We start from the raw sequence: 20,946 nt of genomic DNA, 5'->3' as shown, positions 1-20,946 counted from the left end.
TCGTTAGCGGACAATATCCTAAAAAAATATCGGGCTATCAAATTTAATCGGCATTTAACTGTTGCTCAATTCGGAACATTTGGTTGAGACGCTGTATCTGTTCCGGCCTACCCAAAACGATAACCTTACCACTCGCTTCTAAATTTAACTCTGGTTCTGGATTAATGATATATTCGCCGTTCGGGTTAACATAACCAATGATAGTGCAACCCGTTTTTCTTCTTAGGTCTAAATCACGAATTGATTGACAGTCGATTTGGTCTTTGAAATCTTTTATCTCAACCTCCTCCAAGTTTGTTGTATCCCCGCCTTCAGTGCTAAGTTGATTAATAAAGGTTATCAAATCTGGCATTACTACAAGTGCAGCCATATGGTCGCCGCCTATTTTATCTGGCATTATTACTTTATTGGCACCGGCAAACTGTAGCTTCTTAACGGAAGTAGCTTGTGATGCTCTGCTTATGATAAACAATTTAGAATTCAATTGTCTCGCGGAAAGTACCACGTATAAATTCAGGGCGTCGTCAGGTAAGGCAGCAATTAAGTACTGTGCATTTTCGATACCAGCTTCTATCAATACCTCGTCTTCATTAACATCACCTTCGACAAATAAAATTTCGTCTTCATGATTCTCTATTATTTCCCTATCCTTTTCAATTACAACAAAGGGGCGATCATAGGCATTCAGTTTCTCAGCTGCCTGTCTCCCATTGCGGCCATAACCACAAACGATAATATGCTTTTCCAAAGCAGCGATTTTTTGTTTCACCCTTTTCTTTTTTAAAGTTTGTAATGAATTTCTACTTAAAAGGTATTCCGTTACTACGGAAATGGCAAAACCAAAGATAAAAACACTACATACAATTAAAAATATGGTGAAAACCTGTGCATTTTGATCCAAGGGTCGAACCTCAGAAAAGCCAACTGTGGTAACCGTAATAATGGTCATGTAAAAAGCCTCTACCCATGAAAAGTCGGCAATGAAACGATACCCCACCACACCCAGCAACAATACCAGAATCATCAATGAGATGGCCCAAGCAATTCGTGAACGGAAAAGTCTAATCATGCTTACAGGTCAAAAACAGAAGTTCTTTTAGTGTAAATTAAGTCTTTTATACCTAACCAAAAGGCGATAAATAAATAAAGGGCGAAGCCAAAACCGAGGGTTGCAAACGTGAGGTATATGAATGTCGAACGAACCACACGAGCTCTTATTCCCCATGCTTCGGCAATTCGACGACAAACTTCGAAACCACGTTTTTGAAAAAAATAAAGTAGATTATAGGACCAACCCATGTTCAAAATTAACTATTATCTAGCAACAGTTTATTGCCAATAGAACATTTTAAACATTTGTTTTCCTTGCAATACGAGTTAAACAATTGAATCTTTGATTGGGTATCAAATGCACTCATTGATTTTGAACCAATATTTTCTAATTTTGAAATTATTGAATTTGTCTCCGGCTTTAATGACCTCGCTATATTGATAATATGTTCGGGTACCGATTCTCCAATATTCTTAGCATATGAAAACTTAATTGGCAATATGGTGTTTACAATCAATAATTCTATAAATGTTGAAGTAAGCTTCTTTCTGCTTTTTCTTGAATTTTTACCGAAAACAAAGTGAGTGTCCCAGTAATAACTGGCGGCAGCCTCGAAAATTGATTTGATTTCATTGAGCTCATTTGTTTCTATAACTTTAAGAAAAAGGTTTTCGCTTTTTTTATAAACGTTGGCCAATTGGGAGAGTCTTATTGTTGGGAAATTATTTGGTCGAAGACCATAAAAATTAGGCTTTTGAAGTGAATTGTTTTGAAGTCTAAATTTCTTGCTTAGAAATGCAAACTCTTCTTGAAGATTTTTATGATAAGAATCTTCGGCTTCACCGTTCAAAAGATTACTCATACCGAATAAAAGGCTTTCAGATTTAATTACATCATACTTTACCTTTCTAAATACAGTAAAATCAATAGTCTTGGCAACATCAAAAAAAAGTGGACCGTTTATATTCAGTCCGAAATTCTTCATAAGTACACAAAAAAGCACTTTTTCCCAATCATTTTTTGAAGCTTTGAGAAGTTCAAAAATTAGCTTTGATTTCTGTTCAAGACGTTCGACAAAGAGCCTTTCCAACCAATGTTCTCTTGTAAAATTATCTATTGATGTAAAGTCTTTCTCACAGTTAATGAACTTCTTTGATTTCATTAAACTGGCATGGTTATCCAACAAATCAAGAGGGACAATATCTTTTAATTCCAAACAAGGAATTGTGGTGTTATCAGGTCGAAATACATTAGCATCATCTTCCCAAACTACATGAAGTATAACATTGTTATAGTTGGTGTCGTTTTCATGGTTATGTGCATACCAATCTGAAGATTTTAAATGTATTTCTACATTGCCGGCCCAAAGCTGGCCAGCAATTTCAATTTTAGCATTGAAAAAATCAGGGCCAGCTAAATAATTAATTTGTCCGAGGGAAACAATGGAAATTATGTCTCCTGATACGGTGTATAAATCTTTGGTCTTGAATTTTTTATTCTTCCAAACAAAATGCAAAAATTCTTCTCGCATTTTGCTAAAATAACAAAGGGTTACCAGTTGCCTGCGTAAGAGAGGTCTTCGTCTGAATGTTCCTTCAAAAATTTGTATTTCAATGCATTCAATTGCCGAATATGCAGGTAATCATGCGCCAACCAATTATGTAAAAACTGCTTAGCAGACATTTTTCCCAAATCTGGGTGAAGAAGTTCTTTGTTCCAATTAACCCCTTCTAGGGAATTTAGCCAATTCAAAGAATTTTCGCGTTCCTTGATAAATTCGGAGACTTTAATACCGAAGTCCTGTGCTAGATATTTTCTTTCTATGGGCCAAGTCTTGGGGCTAATAGATTTAAATGGTTTTTCGAAGGAGGCCAACGAAAAAGAAATTCGAGCGCGAAAATCTTCAACTTCTTCGTCAATAAGATGACATACAACCTCTAGAAAGCACCAGGCCTTGGCATCTGTTTTAAAGAGAATCAAATCTTTATGTGGAAGTTCAAAAAGTGATTCAAAAATCTTTTTGTTATTGCTTAGGCCATCAATTACATCGGTAATGGTCATTCGGCCACCTCACCATCCCAATTCATAAAACCACCTTCAAGATTGTAGGTGTTTTCAAAGCCTGCGTGATTCATTAAAGCGCAAGCTTGTCCACTTCTATTACCAGAACGACAATACACATAGTAGTTTTTTGATTTATCCAACTTCTCTAACTCATCTAAAAATTCTTGACCTAGATAAATATCGATATTGGTTGAATTCTCTATGTAGCCTTCTTCAACTTCTTCAGGTGTTCTAACATCCAATATAAAAGCATTATCGTCTGCTTGTAATTGTTCGGCCCATTCTTGTTGTGATAAATCTGCCATTGCAAAAATTATTTCTTGATTTAAATGTATAGTATAAAAAAATCCGAAGTAATACTTCGGATTATGTCAAAATTAGAAATTTTCTAAACCTTAATAGAGCATCCAATTGCTTTTGTTGTGGTAACTTGAATTGGTTCGCCTGCAAGCATTGCATCTACTGCATTCTCAACAAACTTAATTTCTACTTGTGCTTCGTCTTGGTAATTGTCATCAATGGCCCCAATGTATCTCACAAAATTACCCTCATTGGTTTTCTGCAATAAATAAACATGTGGCGTTCTGGTAGCTCCATATTCAGGGAAAACTTCTTGTTTTTCATCAATTAAATATGGGAAGGTAAAACCCTTCTCCTCAGCCCTTTTTTTCATATTATCAAAACTATCACCAGGTTTAATTGAGGTATCATTTGGCATTATTGCAACAACAGGAACTCCTTTGTTCTTATATTTCTCATCCAATGCAATTATGCGGTCTTCATACTTCACAGCATATGGACAGGTGTTGCAAGTAAAAATGACCAGAAAACCTTTTGCATCCTCAAAATCAGACAACGAAACCATTTTGCCATCGATGTTCTTTAAGTTGAAATCAGCGGCCTTATCACCAATTTGATAACCAGCTACCGGCTGTGTTGTAAATGCGCTTGCCAGTGTAAAAATAGCTATGAGTACTATTGACTTAATCCTATTCATTTTATAAAAATTTATCTAATTCGCTTTTTAATTCTTCGTAAGTAAACCCTTGGGCGTAAAATTGCCTTTTTTCGTTGTTGTAAATCAATGAAGCCGGAATACCACCATCCCATTCAGCATCAATCTTTGGAATCCAATCGTTCATTTTAGGATCATCTAGAATAATAACTTCTCCCTTTAGGCCATGTTCTTCAACATACGGCTCTAATTTTGATTTCCACATTGAAGGCATATCCAAACTGACAAGAATAAGCCTAACGTTTTTATCCTCGTATTCAGCAAAGGTCCTTTCAAAATCCGGTAATTCTTCGATACAAGGTTTGCACCATGTGGCCCAAAAATTTACGATGTACGTTTTATCATCATCATAGTTCAGAATAGGTTCCAGACCATCATAGTCATAAACTGGAAATTTTACTGGAGTTTCCTCTGTCGTTAGGTTTGTAGCAACTTCTTCGGCTTGATTAGCATCTTTTTTGCTTTTTTCCTTACAGCCTAATACTGCAAGAAGCAACATTAATATCACAGGTAGACCTTTCATAACCATTGTCTTCAAGTGATAAAATTAAGTATCGCCCTAGCTATCAAAATTCATTTAACAAAAATTTATCGCTCGTTACCTTTGTGGTGAGAGAAGAATGATTTTATATTTGTATATACAAATGTTGTAATTGCATGAATGTAGAAGAAGTCATTAAAACCACAAAGGTAATACCTGTAGAAACGCGGACAATAATTCATTTACAACTTGTTGCAAATAAAGTAAATGAAATCCTGTCACAGGCTTTAAAACCTCACGGAGTGTCATTACAACAATTTAATGTACTACGCATACTGAGAGGAAGAAAAGGAGAAGCGGCAAACTTATCTACACTGAATGAGCGGATGGTTACGAAAATGAGTAATACAACTCGATTGGTAGATAAACTTATACTGAAAGGCTATGTAAAGCGCAATGTTTGCGAACACAACAGACGAAAAGTTGAAATATTTATAACCAGTGAAGGAACAAAAGTTTTAACGGGAATGGATGAGAGCATAAAAAATGCCCAACATAAAATTCTCAAGGACTTTGAAATAGAAGAATTACAACAGTTAAATACACTTTTTGACAAATTTTAAAAAGAACTAATGACAGAAACAGCTCAAGATATTCTTGAATCGAGAAAATGGCGTTACGCCACAAAAAAATACGATGTAAACAAAAAGGTTTCCAATGAAGATTTGGATGCAATCTTAGAGGCAATTCGGTTGAGTGCCTCCTCCTACGGATTACAACCTTATCACATTTTAGTGGTTTCAGATGCTGAAGTTCGGGAGAAGTTACGCCCAGCCTCTTGGGGTCAATCCCAAATAACCGATTCGTCACATCTTATTGTCTTCGCAAGTCAATCAGATTTTGAAGGAAAGTTGGTAGACGACTATTTGAAAAACCTATCTGACACCAGAAGCATTCCTTTAGAAAGTTTACAAGGGTATGGAGATTTTGCAAAATCAAAGTTGCTTGATTTACCTCAAGATACCAAGGCTAATTGGACAGCAAAACAGTCGTACATAGCCTTAGGTAACGCTCTACAAGCCGTAGCAGAACTTAATATTGATAGTACGCCAATGGAGGGCATAGAGCCTGAAAAGTATGATGAAATCTTAGGTTTAAAAGAAACGGGATTTACCACAACGGTTGTTTTGGCCATTGGCTATCGAGCTGAAGAAGATGACACGCAGCATTTGGCCAAAGTGAGAAAATCAAAAGAAGAATTATTCACATTTATATAAATCTAGAACACAATTAATTTTTAAAACCCATGAAAAAAACAGTTTTGAGTTTAGTTATGACCGCGATTTTCGGTTTTGCAGCAAATGCAGGCCCTATCGATGGTGAAAAAAAAGAAGTAAATGCAGAAACCAGTAAGGTTACATGGAAGGCCTACAAGGTTACAGGATCGCATACAGGAACCGTTTCTTTAGAATCTGGAGCACTTATGTTTGATGGCGATAAGTTAACTGGTGGGGAATTCACCGTTGACATGACCACAATCAACACAACTGACCTGGAAGGTGATTACAAAAACAAGTTGGATGGTCATTTGAAATCTGCCGATTTCTTTGGAGTGGAAACGCACACCACCTCCAAATTGGTTTTTACCAATGTTGAAGCCAATGGGAAGAATTCGTACAAGGTTACAGGAGACTTGACTATCAAGAATATCACTAAACCAGTAACTTTTGATGTTTCAATTTATGGAAGCAAAGCCACGGCTACATTAAAAGTGGACCGCGCAGAATACGATGTGCGTTACGGTTCAGGTAGTTTCTTTGACAATCTTGGTGACAAAACCATCTACGACGAATTTGATTTGGTTGTAGACCTAGAGTTCTAATGAACTGATAGAATTTAAAATTTATAAAAGTCCTGCTCAATGAGCAGGGCTTTTTTTTGTGCTTCATCGACACTTTATCGGCATTAGTCCATAGGAATACCTATTTAAGACTCAACTAAGAATCAATTGAAAAGCAGCTATGCAATTTTGTCTCAATCAAAACTCAAAACATGCTAGACATAACTACAAAAACAACAGAAACCCTTCTAAATTTTGGAGCCGAAAGTAAACATCAAGTGCCCGTTTTTTTCTCAATTGGTGAAGATGCACAAAGCAAAGCAAGGCAAACCCATTCATGGCATTTAAAAACTACGATTGGAACAGGGGGATTCATTGCAGAAAGTCACAATCTTCAAGAAGAATTTGAAATTCAAGAATTAATCGAAACATTTTTAACCAACAAGTTTGACCAGCACACTTCCATAAAGAAGATTTGCTCCATATTCAATGAATTTGGTGAGATTGAATACCATTGGTACTTAAAAGATCCATTTATAAATATCGATTTTGAAGAAATACAAAATGTTAGAACCATTAGCTTCAATCTAGAAAAAGATATAGAATGGAAAAATACCGAGCACTTAATAAGTTACCTGACCAATTCTGATAAAGCAAGGAAGGCTCAAAGTGGTAAAATACAAGAGATGATCTCTTATGCACTAAATTAAATTTGTATTCATAAATTTCATTTCTATATTTACACCAATGAAAGAAATGAATAACAACTGGTGGTGGATGAACTTACGTCGAACGTCGTGAGCTAGTCCCTATCGTAATCATATTTGAGGCTTGTCATCACGACAAGCCTTTTTTAATTGATAAAACTCAAGATGAAGTTTAAACTGAAAAGTAGTTACAAAAAAATACTTGCAGACACCATAACACCCGTCAGTGTGTATTTGAAGATTCGGGATAAATACCCGAACAGCATATTGTTAGAGAGTAGTGACTATCATGCCAACGACAATAGTTTCTCTTATATCTGTAGTAATCCAATTGCGTCGGTCAAGGTGGAAAACGAAAATATGGTTACTACTTTCCCTGATGGTTCAAAGAACAGCAAGAAGCTTACCGGCGAAGATGATGTTACACATTTGTTGGATGATTTTGCCAATTCGTTTGAAGTAGAAGACCTTGATTTCAAATTTGCCACTAATGGCCTTTTTGGTTACATGGCCTATGACGCGGTACGTTATTTTGAAGATGTCTCGATTTCAAAAAAGGAAAATTCCGTTGCTATTCCTGATATCTTCTATGCAGTATATCAAAATGTTATTGCCATTAACCACTTTAAAAACGAAGCTTATATTTTTTGTCATTCTATTGGGGAGGCAAATAACATTGAAGAAATCGCCCAATTACTTCAAGTTCGAAATTTTGCTACCTACAATTTTGGTCGAGAAGGTGTAGTAACCTCAAATCTCGAAGACAAGGAATATAAAGAGCACGTAGCCTTGGCTAAAAAGCACTGCCAACGGGGCGATGTTTTTCAATTGGTATTGTCGCGACGATTTTCGCAAGAATTTAAAGGGGATGAATTCAACGTGTATCGGGCGCTTCGTTCCATTAATCCTTCACCCTATCTATTTTTCTTTGACTACGGAGACTTTAAAATCTTCGGCAGTTCACCTGAAGCACAATTGGTGGTAAAAGAAGGTAAAGCTGAAATTCACCCAATTGCCGGCACTTATAAACGCACAGGAAATGATGAGAAAGATGCAGAACTGGCGAAGAAACTAGCGGCCGATGACAAAGAGAACAGTGAGCATGTAATGTTGGTTGATTTAGCCAGAAATGATTTGAGCAGAAATGGAAATTTGGTCAATGTTGAAACATACCGAGAGGTTCAGTACTTCTCTCATGTAATTCACTTAGTTTCGAAAGTTACTGGTATTAAAAAGCCTGAAATTTCCACTTTGAAAATTGTAGGCGACACCTTTCCGGCAGGCACATTGAGTGGTGCTCCAAAACATATGGCCATGCAACTCATAGAAAAGTATGAGAAAACCAGTCGTGGATATTATGGTGGGGCCATTGGTTTTATGGATTTTAATGGAAACTTCAATCATGCCATCATGATTCGAACTTTCCTCAGTAAAAACCACCAATTACATTTTCAAGCCGGAGCGGGCTTAGTGGCCGCCTCTGACCCAGAAGACGAACTGCAAGAAACGTTTAATAAACTAGGAGCTTTAAACAAAGCTTTAGAAATCGCTGAAACTATCTAAAATGAAAAAAGTTTTAATGCTTGATAATTACGATAGTTTCACTTATAACCTGGTGCATTACTTAGAAGAATTGGGAGCGGAAGTTATCGTTAAACGTAATGACCAATTACGGCTTGAAGATATTGAACCTTTCGAATATATAATATTATCTCCCGGTCCTGGAATTCCAGATGAGGCTGGTTTGCTCAAACCCATCATTTCAACATATGGTCCTTCTAAAAAAATCTTTGGTGTATGCCTTGGGCAACAAGCGATTGGTGAAGTTTATGGAGGCAAATTAATCAATCTTGATACGGTATATCATGGTATTGCGACCCCAATAACCATCACAGGTGAGGATTACATTTTCAATGATATTCCAAAAGAAATACAGGTTGGCCGTTATCATTCCTGGGTGGTTGATGCCAATTTACCTGATGAATTGGAGGCAACTTCCTTTGATGAAAACGGACAATTGATGTCACTAAAACATAAAACATTTGATGTGAGAGGGGTCCAATTTCATCCTGAATCCGTATTGACACCTCAAGGGAAAAAAATGCTAAAAAACTGGTTGGAAAAATGAAAGAAACTTTAAACAGGTTAATCAACCACGAAATCCTTGAAAAGGAAGACGCCAAGAAAATCTTGGTCAATATTGCAAAAGGGGAATACAACACCAGTCAAATTGCGGCTTTCCTAACAGTTTACATGATGCGTAGCATCACAATCGATGAATTGGAAGGTTTTCGTGATGCCTTATTGGAGCTTTGTTTGGCGGTTGACCTAAGTGATTACAATCCTATTGATTTATGTGGAACCGGTGGAGACGGAAAGGACACCTTCAACATTTCCACCTTGGCTTCTTTTGTCACGGCCGGGGCCGGAATCAGAGTAACCAAACATGGTAATTACGGGGTATCCTCTAAATGTGGAAGTAGTAATGTCATGGAATTTCTTGGTATTAAATTCAGTAACGAAGCTGATTTTTTAAAAAAATCAATTGAAGAAGCTGGTATATGTGTATTGCATGCACCACTGTTCCATCCTGCTATGAAAAATGTTGCACCAATTCGCAGGGAACTGGCCGTGAAGACCTTTTTCAATATGTTGGGACCAATGGTGAATCCTGCCTTTCCAAAAAATCAAATGGTAGGTGTTTTTAATTTGGAATTGGCTCGTATGTACGGCTATCTATATCAAAACACCGATAAGAACTTTACCGTGCTTCATGCATTGGATGGTTATGATGAAATCAGTTTAACAGGAGCTACCAAAACAATTTCCAGAAACGCTGAGGCAATGCTATTGCCAAAAGATTTTGGTGTTTCAACCATTGAATCCTCGGCAATTGTTGGCGGGGACGATGTGGCGGATTCTGCTAAAATTTTCACAGATATTTTAAACGGTAAGGGTACGGAAGCCCAAAACAGTGTTGTTTGCGCAAACGCGGGTGTGGCCATAGCTACTGTTGAAGGTATTTCAGTAAAAGAAGGTTTTGAAAAAGCAAAGGAGTCATTGTTAGGTGGCAAAGGACGGGAGAAACTAAAAAAATTACAGGAGTTAAGTAATTAAACGCCCATCTTGAAACAGAGGAATGAGGGGTGAGTAATAACACCTCCCTTAACCCTCCTTTTTTGGAGGGAAAATTATTGAAATGAACATACTAGAAAAAATAATCGCTGATAAAAGAAAAGAAGTGGCTTTAAAGAAGGCTATAATTCCCATTGTTCAATTAGAGCAATCGGTTCTTTTTGAGCGAAATGGAAAATCTTTGGCCGAAGCCCTGCAAAACAGTGAATCCGGAATCATTGCAGAGCACAAAAGACGCTCCCCTTCAAAATCAACAATAAATCAAAACACCAATGTCGCCCAAGTAGCCAAAGGCTATGAAAATGCTGGAGTATGCGGTATGAGCGTTCTTACGGACATCAAGTATTTCGGAGGTTCGCTTGAAGATTTGGTATTGGCTCGATCTGTAGTGGATTTTCCATTACTACGTAAGGAGTTCATCATTGATGAATATCAGGTATTGGAAGCAAAAGCCTATGGTGCGGATGTTATCTTGTTGATAGCCGCTGTATTAAATAAAACCGAAATAAAAGAACTATCGGAATTGGCAAAGCGATTGGGTATGGATGTGCTACTTGAAGTCCATAATCAAGAAGAGCTTGAGAAATCGATAATGCCGAGTCTAGATATGTTGGGGGTAAACAACCGTAATCTAAAAACCTTTGAAGTTAGCTTAGAAACAAGCAAACAGCTATCAGCACAAATACCTGACGATTTTGTCAAGGTATCTGAAAGTGGAATTAGTACAATCGAAGCAATCAAAGATTTAAGGCAATATGGTTATCAGGGATTTCTAATTGGTGAGAATTTTATGAAGACCGAAAATCCCGGTAATAGTGCTGCAGAATTCATCAAAGAATTAACAAAATGAAATTAAAAGTCTGTGGTATGAAATTCAATCCGGTTGAAGTGGAAGCTTTGCAACCCGATTATATGGGCTTTATTTTTTGGGAAAAATCACCTCGCTATTTAAATGGTGTTCTTCCTTCAATTTCAAGAAAAATCAAAAGGGTCGGTGTCTTTGTAAATGCTTCAGTTGAAGAAATTCTACAAAAAGTAACGGCATACGGTCTTCAATTGGTACAACTTCACGGGCAAGAGCCACCAGAAGTTTGTAAAAAATTGAAAGATTTGGGAATCGGTGTCATAAAGGTTTTCGGAGTTGAAGAGACCTTTGATTTTAGCATATTGAAACCGTATCAAGACGTCTGCGATTTCTATCTTTTTGATACAAAAGGAAAATTACCCGGTGGAAATGGCTATGCCTTCGATTGGGAAGTTTTGGAAAATTATCCTTCGACAAAACCCTTTTTTCTTTCGGGTGGTATCGGAATGGAGAATATCGATGACATACTGATTTTTCTTTACCGACCGGAATCTAAATATTGTCATGCCATTGACGTAAACAGTCGGTTTGAAACCAAACCCGGTTTGAAAGACATTGAGAAACTAAAAGAATTTAAAAAAAGATTGGAAAATGAGTTATCACGCTAACGAAAAAGGATATTACGGAGAATTTGGTGGTGCCTTCATTCCTGAAATGTTGTACCCCAATTGTGAGGAGTTACGCCAGAACTACGTTCAAATCATGGAAACCGATGAATTCAAAAATGAATTCCATCAGTTGTTGAAAGATTATGTAGGTCGCCCTACCCCACTCTATTTTGCGGAGCGCTTATCAGAAAAACACCAAACCAAGATTTATTTAAAGCGGGAAGACCTTTGCCATACCGGAGCCCACAAGGTAAATAATACCATTGGTCAGATATTAATGGCCAAGAAATTGGGTAAAAACCGAATCATTGCTGAAACGGGGGCAGGTCAACATGGCGTGGCCACAGCCACGGTTTGTGCTTTAATGGGTATTCAATGTGTAGTCTATATGGGCGAAATTGATATTGCCCGGCAATCACCAAATGTAGCCCGTATGAAGATGCTTGGGGCAGAGGTACGGGCCGCAAAATCAGGTAGCCGTACTTTAAAAGATGCCACTAACGAAGCGATTCGCGATTGGATAAACAATCCTGTCGATACACATTACATCATTGGTTCGGTGGTAGGACCGCATCCTTACCCTGATATGGTAGCCCGATTTCAATCGGTGATTTCAGAAGAGGTCAAATGGCAATTGAAAGAAAAAGAAGGTCGTGAAAACCCAGATTATGTCGTTGCCTGTGTAGGTGGTGGCAGTAATGCAGCCGGTTTATACTATCATTATTTGGATACCCCAGAGGTTGGAATAATTGCGGTTGAAGCGGCCGGTAAAGGGGTCAATTCAGGGGAAAGTGCCGCAACTTCTGCATTAGGCAAAGTAGGAATAATTCATGGTAGCAAAACATTATTGATGCAAACCGATGACGGTCAAATTACCGAGCCCTATTCCATTTCAGCGGGGTTGGATTATCCTGGTGTTGGTCCTATGCATGCCCATTTATTCAAAAGTGGCCGCGGGGAGTTTATTTCAATCACTGATGATGAGGCGATGACCTCAGGCTTGGAATTATCACAATTGGAAGGAATTATTCCAGCCATTGAAACAAGTCATGCCTTTGCCATCTTTGATTATAAAAAATTCGAGAAAGATGACATCGTGGTGTTCAACTTATCCGGTCGTGGCGACAAAGATCTAAATACCTATATCGATTATTTTAAATTATGAATCGAATCAACAAAAAACTCCAGGAAGACAAAAAACTACTTTCCATATATTTCACGGCGGGCTACCCCAATTTGGAGGATACCGTTCCAATAATCCATGAACTTGAAAAAGCGGGTGTGGATATGATTGAAATTGGATTGCCTTTTAGTGATCCCTTGGCAGACGGGCCCACGATTCAAGAAAGTTCTACGGCAGCCTTACAAAATGGGATGACCACCGAAAAACTATTCGAGCAGCTTGCCGGTATTCGTAATACCATTTCAATTCCGTTGATTATCATGGGATATTTTAATCCTGTATTGCAATATGGCGTTGAAGCATTTTGTGCCAAATGTCAAGAAATTGGCATTGACGGTCTCATATTACCCGATTTGCCTTTTGATGTGTATGAAGCAGATTACAAGTCGATGTTTGAAAAATATGGCTTGAAAATGGCTTTTTTAATTACCCCTCAAACAAGCGACGAGCGCATAAACCAAATTGATTCGGCCTCAGATGGTTTTATTTACATGGTGAGCTCCGCGAGTACCACGGGTGCCAAAAGTGGATTTGGTCAAGAACAGCAAGATTATTTTGAACGAATTGCTTCGCTTTCGCTGGCAAACCCACAAATAGTCGGTTTTGGAATTAGCAATTCGGAAACTTTTCAAGCGGCGACTCCAAAAGCGAAAGGGGCCATTATTGGATCGGCATTTATTAAACACCTTACCTTAAATGGTACTAAGATGATTGATAAGTTTATTAATGGAATAAGAACTTAGGCAACTACCTTCTCTCCATTAATGGCAATACTTTTGTGCACAAGAATTGTGGCAACTACACCATCTTCAACTGCTTTGAGTTTTAAGGTAGCGTTGTTTTTCTCCAACATGCGTTTACAAATAAACAGGCCTTTTCCTGAACCCTTTTCGTTATCTGTACCACGAGAGCTTTCTATGGCTTGGCCATTGTTTATGCGTTCTAATTTTGATGGGTCCAAGCCGGGTGCTTTATTATGAATGCTCAAACTATAACTGTCTTCACTTTCTTGACCTTTAATTACGATCGCTTCATTCTGAGGTGAGAATTTAATGGCATTGGTCAATAGATTTCGTATAACGGTTTCAAAAACCTCTTTTGAATAAAACATTTGGAGATCAATGTCGACTTCATTTATCAGGTTAATTTTCTTATGTGACAGATTTTCGGTGTATTGTTTTCGAATGTCATCAACCAGTACATGAATATTCAAATCCATATAACTTTTTAAGGCCTCATCATTCTGCATCGACCACTCCAACAAATTTTCGAGCATGCCGTAGGTCTTATCAATCGATTGTTTTAATAATACCAAACAATTGTCTTTGTCAGCAGGAGCTTCGGAACTTTTTGCTACTTCTGCCAAAATTGACAATTGGTGAATGGGCGTTTTAAGGTCATGAGCAATAATCCGCATGATGTCTTTACGAAAATTGGTCAGTTCTTTTAATTCTCGGTTCTGTTTTGAAACCAAAGTGTTCTGATCGTTCAAATCATTTTGCAACAAAATAACCTTGCTGAATACAAAGTAACTGATGGCCGCAACTGAAGAAATAATGATGAATGCAAGAATATACCTGCCCACTGAAAGCTCAGGAACTAACATTGCACAAGCCACGATAAAAAGGGTATTGTAGCCAATAACTACAAATTGGTGCCAAGGTTTTTCAAAAACAGCCAATAAAAGTCCCATAATAAAGACAATCATTTCTACCCTTAAAAAGTAGCTTTCAAAGTTTTGAAGTGAGTCTTCAATTCGAAAGGGTAGATAAACAGTTGATGAGAGTATGTTTATGTATACAATGACCATAAACACAAAACTGGTTCTTACAATGCTAAGTTTCCATAGCACTGCTGTGACAAAAACAGTACAAAAAACTACGAAATGCTTGATAGCGTATTTGTTGAAACCGCCAAGTTGGTATTCCGTAAAAAAATTGGTGGCTAGTCCTGCAAGAACAAGTAAAATCAGGACATGAAAAATAATACTGTTTCCGTTGATGGAAACCAGCGCTTTTTTATCTTTATTTGCCAAGGTTAGTGTGGCATTCATTTCAATAAGATTTGGTAGTTAGCTAACGATTGTTGATGTATTTTCTTACTTTTTTAAACGAATTTTAGATGAAATACACCTTTTTAATTCTCTTTTTTACTTCAATTCTTAGTGTTTTTGGTCAAAAAATTGACTCCGTAGCCCTAAAGACCCAGGTATCACAATCCATTAAAGATTTAAGGGAATTTGTAGAGATTCCTTCTGACGCATTGAATCCTGATGATATTGATGACAATATATTTTGGTTAAAAAAGCAATTTGAGAAGCGGGGCTTCAACACTGCGGAACTCGAGACCGAAAACCTGCCACTTTTTTTCGCTACCATGCCCATGGAAGATGGTAAACCAACAGTGTTGCTTTACATGCATTTTGATGGACAATCGGTTGACCCCAGCAAATGGGATCAACCAAATCCATATCAAGTAGTTCTGAAAAAACCAAGTGAAGAAGGCTATGAAACCGTTGATTTTGCAATGCTTGATGAAAAAATCAACTATGATTGGCGACTTTTTGGTAGAGCTACTGCAGATGACAAAGGCCCAATAATAATGTTTCTTAACGCAATTGACCTCTTACAAGAAAAAGGTAAAAAATTAGCGTTCAACATCAAAGTGATTCTTGATGGTGAAGAAGAAAAAGGAAGCAAACCCATAGCATCTGCTGTAAAGCAGTATAAAGAGCTATTGAACGCTGATTTTTTAATGATTTCGGATGGCCCGATGCACTCTTCTGGACTTCCGACTTTGGTTTACGGGTGTCGCGGTATTACTACAATGAGCCTTACCACATATGGTCCCATAAAACATCAACATAGTGGGCACTATGGAAACTTTGCACCTAATCCTGGATTTCAATTGGCCAAACTCTTGGCAAGTATGAAAGATGAAGAAGGCCGAGTTACCATTCCAGGTTATTATGACGGAATTGCGTTAAGTGAATCAGTTACAGAAATTTTAAAGAAAGTTCCTGATGACGACAGGGTTATCGCTGAAAAACTCCAATTCAAAGAAGCTGAAAAAGTTGGTTCATTTTATCAGGAAGCTTTGCAATATCCCAGTTTAAACGTCCGTGGCTTAGGTTCAGGTTGGATAGGTGACCAAGCACGAACAATAGTACCTGAAAGTGCAACCGCAGAACTCGATTTACGATTGGTACCTGAAACCGATGGTAATCGCTTAAAAAAATTGGTTAGGGACCATATCGCTAAACAAGGATTTCAAATACTTGACCATGAACCGACAAAAAAGGAACGCATGCAATACAACAAAATCATTTCAATAAAGGAACGTGGGGTAACCGATGCTTTTAGAACTGATTTGGATAACGAATACGGAAATTTTTTGGTGAATACACTTTCTGAAACCTTTGGTGAATCACCGATTCAAATTCGAATCATGGGCGGTACGGTTCCGATTTCGCCTTTTGTAAATGAATTGCAGATTCCAGCCTTTGTAGTACCCTTGGTGAATGCTGATAACAATCAACACAGTCCTAATGAAAACCTCAAAATTGGGCAGTTGGAATATGGAATCCGTGCCTTTTACAACATTCTTTCTAGCCCTTTGAAGTAAGAATCATTTTTTTGATAAATAGTTGAAATTTTAACTTCTATGAAATCTAGTATTTATTATCTACTTCTATTTTTTTGTGTATTCTTTTATTCATGTGGCCCGGCAATTCTATCATCCATAAAAAAAGAAAACGAATCATTACGTTACGATTCGGATATCACTATCCTTGAATTAGATGAAAAAATCCCAGAAGATGCAGAAGTTTTAGGAGAGGCTAAATTACGTGGAGGTTTTGATTCAAGATGTTCCAAGATGGCACTCATTGATTTAGCAAAAGTAGAAGCCCGAAGGGTTGGTGGAAATTTTATTAAAATAACCAAAGATAAAAGTCCTGATTTCTGGGATTCTTGTCATCGTTTGAATATTACAATAATTAGAAAAACGGATTAAATGATAAAAAAACTAGTTGTCTTTTTTTCCCTTCTTTTTATAGGTTCTATTCAAAGTCAAGACCTGATAACAACAAAAGAATCTGATACGATACTTTGCAAAATTCAAAGGGTAAAAAAAGAACATATTTATTTTATGTTCAAAAAAGATGGTGTTTATCAAAGTTCGATAATTGAAAAATCTAAAGTTATTGATTATACAATTCAGCAAAATCCTTCATTCAAAATATCGAGCGATAGTTTACCAGGTTATGAAAAATCTCCTAAACATCTTTTTGCAATTAATTTTGGTATCAGTTATGACCCTGTAGATGCATATCCAAACTTAGATGATTACCAGAAAGAACTAAGCACTGGGGTTAGGTTCGAAGGAAACTATACGTATTACTTCAAAAATTCAATCGGAATAGGATTAGCAATCAGTTATTTCTCAACAAATGCACAAGAAAACAACGTAATAAATACTGATGTTAACGGAAATCAAGTGGTCGCAGATTTATCAAATGATGTTTCTACTTTTTTTATTGGACCAATGTACGCCGTGCGATATCTAAGTCCGAATAAACGAAATATGTTTATTTGGAATACCGCGATAGGTTATTTGTCTTTTAAAGATGTTCAAGTTTTCAATTCAGAGATAGAAACCACGGGAAAAGGGTTTGGTGGATTCTTTTCTCTGGGATATAACTACGGCATCAACGATAAACTTTCAATTGGTCTTCAAGTCGGAGTTACCTCCTTACTTACAGATAAGTTTACCATTGATGATGGCAACGACAAAATTAAAATTGAACTACCTGATGACGAAAGGTTCTTTGGGAGTGCACATATGGATTTTTCAATTGGTCTGAGGTATTCCATAATTGAATAATCCTACGTTTTTGTCAAGCCCGTTATTGTACACTAATTGACACACGTAATCTACATTTTTGAATAGATAAAAATGATTACTCAAAAAGATTGTTCATTAGCTGGATGAATACTTTTCTTCACACAAAAAACGGATTTTACCATTTTTGGTAAATCAGGTTAACACCAAATCCTAAATCTTAAAGTATCACAGAACTGTGATTCTTTTGGGACTGCGATGTTACATTTTCGGGACTTGGTTGTTACACTTTAACTATTCTTTTGGAGGGAACAATTAAATACCCTTCAAAATGAGAAAAAACACTATTCTAGCAAGCTTGCTTGTATTCTTTTTACTCATTGGTTGTGAATCTGAAACCGATGAGAATGTAAATCCTGCAATTACCATGGCAGGTACCATATCTGGTGGCCCATTTGTCTTCTGTGTTGACGGCGAACCAGATATGGTTGACGGTATAACCCTTGATAGTTCCGACTCAGAAGGGTCGCTGAGCACATGGATTGTAACCGATGATGAAAACAATATTTTGGGTTTGCCACCGACCTTAGAAGCATTGGGCAATGTTGATTTCGACGAAGCCGGTGGCGGTACCTGTTTCATTTGGTACATTAGGTATGAGGAAGGACTCTCTGGTCTAGAATCTGGAATGAACGTTGACGACCTTGAAGGTGATTTCGACCTTTCAAACAGTATTGAAGTAGTTCGAAATGAAACCCGTGCAGGCACCATATCCGGTGGGCCATATGAATTTACAGTTGATGGCCAACCCGATTTTGTTACTGAATTGGAGTTGGATAGTTCTGAAGCCCTTGGTACCAACAGCACTTGGGTAATTACTGATGATGCTTTGAATATTCTAGGTCTACCTCCAACATTGGATGATGTGAAAAACGTTGACTTTGATGGTGCCGGTGCTGGGGTCTGCCTAATCTGGTATTTACGATTTGAAGATGGCCTAGTGGGCGCAGAAATGGGCGCCAATGCAGCTGATTTAGAAGGATGTTTCAGTCTATCAAATTCCATTGAAGTTACCCGTTTGAATGCGGCCAATGCCGGTGAAATTTCTGGAGGCCCTTTCAGTTTTTGTGTGGATGGAGAAGCTGATTTTGTCTCAGACATCAACTTAAATGCTGACAACGCTTCTGGCAGTAACAGTTCTTGGGTAGTCACCGATGACCAAGGGGTCATTTTAGGCCTTCCACCAAATCTGGATGCCTTATACGGTGTGAATTTTGATGATGCAGGTCCAGGACTTTGTCTTATCTGGTATTTACGCTACGAAGACGGGATAACTGGACTTGAACCTGGAATGAATGCAAACGAGCTACAGGGTAATTTTGCACTTTCGAATGCCCTTGAGGTACAGCGAAACCAACCTGAAGCTGGAGAAATTACCGGTGGACCCTATACATTTTATGTAGATGGCACTCCAGATTTCGTTACGGACATTAGCTTAAAAAATGAAAGTGCTTCTGGCACCAACAGTACTTGGGTCATCACCGATGACCAGTTGAACATTTTAGGGCTACCACCAACCTTAGATGCTGTTAAAGGAGTCGATTTTGATTCGGCTGGAGCAGGTGTATGCCTTATTTGGTATTTACGATATGAAGATGGACTTACTGGACTTGAAGCTGGACAAAACGCTGGTAATCTTGAAGGATGTTTTGACCTTTCAAATTCCATTGAAGTCACTCGAAAGCAAGGTGCGAATGCAGGCACAATTTCAGGTGGCCCATTTGATTTCTGTGTTGATGGTGAAGCTGATCATGTAAGCGGAATTACATTGGACGCTACAAACGCCGCTGGTAGCAATAGTACTTGGGTCATTACCGATGACCAAGGTATAATTTTAGGACTACCTCCTACTCTTGAAGCGGTCGAGGGCGTAAATTTCGATGCTGCCGGACCTGGTGTCTGTCTAATTTGGTACTTACGCTATGAAGATGGTCTTAGCGGATTGGAAGCTGGTATGAATGCTAATGAACTGGAAGGTAATTTTGATTTATCAAATGCAATAGAAGTAACCAGAAATGAGCCCAATGCAGGAGAAATTATTGGTGGCCCTTACACCTTCTACGTAGATGGCGAAGCAGATTTTGTTATGGACATTTCGTTGAATAGTGAAAACGCCTCAGGTACAAATAGTACTTGGGTAATTACAGATGACCAATTGAACATTCTTGGCCTACCCCCTACCTTAGATGCCGTGAAAGGTGTGGATTTTGACGCAGCGGGACCAGGTGTTTGCCTCATTTGGTATTTACGCTATGAAGACGGTCTAACCGGTCTCGAACCCGGCATGAATGCAGGTCATTTAGAGGGATGTTTCAATTTATCAAATTCAATTCAAGTAACACGCAACCAAGGTGCCAATGCAGGCGTTATCTCTGGTGGACCATTTGAATTCTGTGTTGACGGGTATCCTGATCATGTTAGCGGCATTCATTTAGATGCTTCGAATGCAAGTGGTAGCAATAGCACTTGGGTCATTACTGACGATCAAGGAAATATTCTAGGTTTGCCTCCAACATTGGATGCTGTTCAAGGGGTTGATTTCGATGGTGCCGGAGGTGGTGTTTGCCTTATCTGGTATATGCGATTTAACGGTGAACTACAAGGCGCTGAAGTTGGAATGAACGCGGCTAATATTCAAGGTAACTTCGACCTCTCAAATTCAATTGAAGTGGTACGCAATGCACCGAATGCAGGTGCGATAACTGGCGGTCCATATACCTTCAATGTGGACGGGAATCCTGATTTTGTCATGGATGTGGCACTGGATGGTTCTGAAGTATCCGGCACCAATAGTTCATGGATAATCACCGACGACAGAGGTGTTATTCTAGGTGCGCCACCGACATTGGATGCCTTAAAAGCTGTTGACTTTGATGCTGCCGGACCAGGTACTTGCTTCATTTATTATATTCGATATGAAGACGGTTTCCGAGGATTGGAACCTGGATGGACATTTGATGAATTTGTTGGATGTTTTGACATCTCAAATTCCATTGAAGTGAATAGAATTCACTAGAAAAGAATTTAAATAATTTGTAACTAAAAGGAAAGCGGGGCAAAATGCCCCGCTTTTTTTGTTTAAATCCAATAACCAA

General features: G+C 38.0%; 23 protein-coding genes. 15 read left to right on the top strand and 8 right to left on the bottom strand.

Annotated elements, in window-relative coordinates:
* Positions 1-43 precede the first annotated feature (43 nt).
* From HCU67_RS15765 to HCU67_RS15735, 7 genes are all read right to left on the bottom strand, one after another.
* Positions 44-1,069: a potassium channel family protein gene (locus tag HCU67_RS15765; protein WP_168553633.1), complete on the bottom strand. Its 1,026-nt coding sequence runs from the start codon at positions 1,067-1,069 to the stop codon at positions 44-46.
* A 2-nt stretch (positions 1,070-1,071) separates the two neighbouring features.
* Positions 1,072-1,299, bottom strand: coding sequence for a PspC domain-containing protein (locus HCU67_RS16685; protein ID WP_168553632.1), 228 nt, complete (start codon positions 1,297-1,299; stop codon positions 1,072-1,074).
* An 8-nt stretch (positions 1,300-1,307) separates the two neighbouring features.
* The gene (locus HCU67_RS15755) at positions 1,308-2,582 is read right to left on the bottom strand and encodes a DUF2851 family protein (protein WP_168553631.1); all 1,275 of its coding nucleotides are present in this window, start codon (positions 2,580-2,582) and stop codon (positions 1,308-1,310) included.
* A gap of 20 nt (positions 2,583-2,602) precedes the next feature.
* On the bottom strand, positions 2,603-3,112 hold the full coding sequence (locus HCU67_RS15750) for a DinB family protein (RefSeq protein WP_168553630.1): 510 nt from the start codon (positions 3,110-3,112) through the stop codon (positions 2,603-2,605).
* A complete protein-coding gene (locus tag HCU67_RS15745) occupies positions 3,109-3,420 on the bottom strand; it encodes a rhodanese-like domain-containing protein (RefSeq protein ID WP_168553629.1) in 312 nt (103 codons plus the stop codon). Before HCU67_RS15745 ends, HCU67_RS15750 begins: the two co-directional genes overlap by 4 nt.
* An 83-nt stretch (positions 3,421-3,503) precedes the next feature.
* Entirely contained in the window at positions 3,504-4,112 is a 609-nt protein-coding gene (locus HCU67_RS15740) for a thioredoxin family protein (protein WP_168553628.1), read from the bottom strand.
* Between the two features lies 1 nt (position 4,113).
* Positions 4,114-4,653: a TlpA family protein disulfide reductase gene (locus HCU67_RS15735; protein ID WP_168553627.1), complete on the bottom strand. Its 540-nt coding sequence runs from the start codon at positions 4,651-4,653 to the stop codon at positions 4,114-4,116.
* A 134-nt stretch (positions 4,654-4,787) separates the two neighbouring features.
* Here HCU67_RS15735 and HCU67_RS15730 point away from each other — a divergent pair, with 134 nt between their 5' ends.
* The 11 genes from HCU67_RS15730 (at position 4,788) to trpA (ending at position 13,692) form a co-directional block, all read left to right on the top strand.
* Positions 4,788-5,234, top strand: coding sequence for a MarR family winged helix-turn-helix transcriptional regulator (locus HCU67_RS15730; protein WP_168553626.1), 447 nt, complete (start codon positions 4,788-4,790; stop codon positions 5,232-5,234).
* A gap of 9 nt (positions 5,235-5,243) precedes the next feature.
* Complete coding sequence (locus tag HCU67_RS15725; protein WP_168553625.1) at positions 5,244-5,888, top strand: NAD(P)H-dependent oxidoreductase; 645 nt, start codon at positions 5,244-5,246, stop codon at positions 5,886-5,888.
* Between the two features lie 29 nt (positions 5,889-5,917).
* Complete coding sequence (locus HCU67_RS15720) at positions 5,918-6,493, top strand: YceI family protein (protein ID WP_168553624.1); 576 nt, start codon at positions 5,918-5,920, stop codon at positions 6,491-6,493.
* 170 nt (positions 6,494-6,663) lie between these two features.
* A complete protein-coding gene (locus tag HCU67_RS15715) occupies positions 6,664-7,161 on the top strand; it encodes a hypothetical protein (RefSeq protein WP_168553623.1) in 498 nt (165 codons plus the stop codon).
* Positions 7,162-7,323: 162 nt separating this feature from the next.
* Positions 7,324-8,721, top strand: a complete 1,398-nt coding sequence (locus HCU67_RS15710) for an anthranilate synthase component I family protein (protein ID WP_168553622.1) — start codon at positions 7,324-7,326, stop codon at positions 8,719-8,721.
* Between the two features lies 1 nt (position 8,722).
* Positions 8,723-9,286 carry an anthranilate synthase component II gene (locus HCU67_RS15705; RefSeq protein WP_168553621.1) on the top strand — a complete coding sequence of 188 codons (564 nt, stop codon included), beginning with the start codon at positions 8,723-8,725 and terminating at the stop codon, positions 9,284-9,286.
* Entirely contained in the window at positions 9,283-10,275 is a 993-nt protein-coding gene (gene trpD / locus HCU67_RS15700; RefSeq protein WP_168553620.1) for an anthranilate phosphoribosyltransferase, read from the top strand. Before HCU67_RS15705 ends, trpD begins: the two co-directional genes overlap by 4 nt.
* Before the next feature lie 82 nt (positions 10,276-10,357).
* Positions 10,358-11,143 carry an indole-3-glycerol phosphate synthase TrpC gene (gene trpC / locus HCU67_RS15695; protein WP_168553619.1) on the top strand — a complete coding sequence of 262 codons (786 nt, stop codon included), beginning with the start codon at positions 10,358-10,360 and terminating at the stop codon, positions 11,141-11,143.
* Positions 11,140-11,766: a phosphoribosylanthranilate isomerase gene (locus HCU67_RS15690; protein ID WP_168553618.1), complete on the top strand. Its 627-nt coding sequence runs from the start codon at positions 11,140-11,142 to the stop codon at positions 11,764-11,766. Before trpC ends, HCU67_RS15690 begins: the two co-directional genes overlap by 4 nt.
* Positions 11,750-12,931, top strand: a complete 1,182-nt coding sequence (gene trpB, locus HCU67_RS15685) for a tryptophan synthase subunit beta (protein ID WP_168553617.1) — start codon at positions 11,750-11,752, stop codon at positions 12,929-12,931. Before HCU67_RS15690 ends, trpB begins: the two co-directional genes overlap by 17 nt.
* Positions 12,928-13,692, top strand: a complete 765-nt coding sequence (trpA, locus tag HCU67_RS15680) for a tryptophan synthase subunit alpha (RefSeq protein ID WP_168553616.1) — start codon at positions 12,928-12,930, stop codon at positions 13,690-13,692. The genes trpB and trpA overlap by 4 nt, the downstream gene beginning before the upstream one ends.
* On the opposite strand, the gene HCU67_RS15675 is transcribed toward trpA, so the two are convergent.
* Positions 13,689-15,002 (bottom strand): sensor histidine kinase, encoded by a 1,314-nt coding sequence (locus HCU67_RS15675; RefSeq protein ID WP_168553615.1) that lies wholly within the window; start codon positions 15,000-15,002, stop codon positions 13,689-13,691. The genes trpA and HCU67_RS15675 overlap by 4 nt on opposite strands.
* 68 nt (positions 15,003-15,070) lie before the next feature.
* Between HCU67_RS15675 and HCU67_RS15670 the strand changes: the two genes are divergently transcribed.
* The 4 genes from HCU67_RS15670 (at position 15,071) to HCU67_RS16550 (ending at position 20,867) form a co-directional block, all read left to right on the top strand.
* The gene (locus HCU67_RS15670) at positions 15,071-16,573 is read left to right on the top strand and encodes a M20/M25/M40 family metallo-hydrolase (protein ID WP_168553614.1); all 1,503 of its coding nucleotides are present in this window, start codon (positions 15,071-15,073) and stop codon (positions 16,571-16,573) included.
* Positions 16,574-16,612: 39 nt separating this feature from the next.
* Positions 16,613-16,963 carry a hypothetical protein gene (locus HCU67_RS15665; protein WP_168553613.1) on the top strand — a complete coding sequence of 117 codons (351 nt, stop codon included), beginning with the start codon at positions 16,613-16,615 and terminating at the stop codon, positions 16,961-16,963.
* Entirely contained in the window at positions 16,964-17,833 is an 870-nt protein-coding gene (locus tag HCU67_RS15660) for a porin family protein (RefSeq protein WP_168553612.1), read from the top strand.
* A gap of 289 nt (positions 17,834-18,122) precedes the next feature.
* Positions 18,123-20,867: a hypothetical protein gene (locus tag HCU67_RS16550; RefSeq protein ID WP_210423753.1), complete on the top strand. Its 2,745-nt coding sequence runs from the start codon at positions 18,123-18,125 to the stop codon at positions 20,865-20,867.
* The last annotated feature ends 79 nt before the right edge of the window (positions 20,868-20,946 follow it).

It is taken from the genome of Croceivirga thetidis, assembly GCF_012272815.1.
GTDB lineage: Bacteria > Bacteroidota > Bacteroidia > Flavobacteriales > Flavobacteriaceae > Croceivirga > Croceivirga thetidis.
Note: the sequence above shows the minus strand (reverse complement) of the source record. Positions and strands in the feature narration are given on the sequence as shown.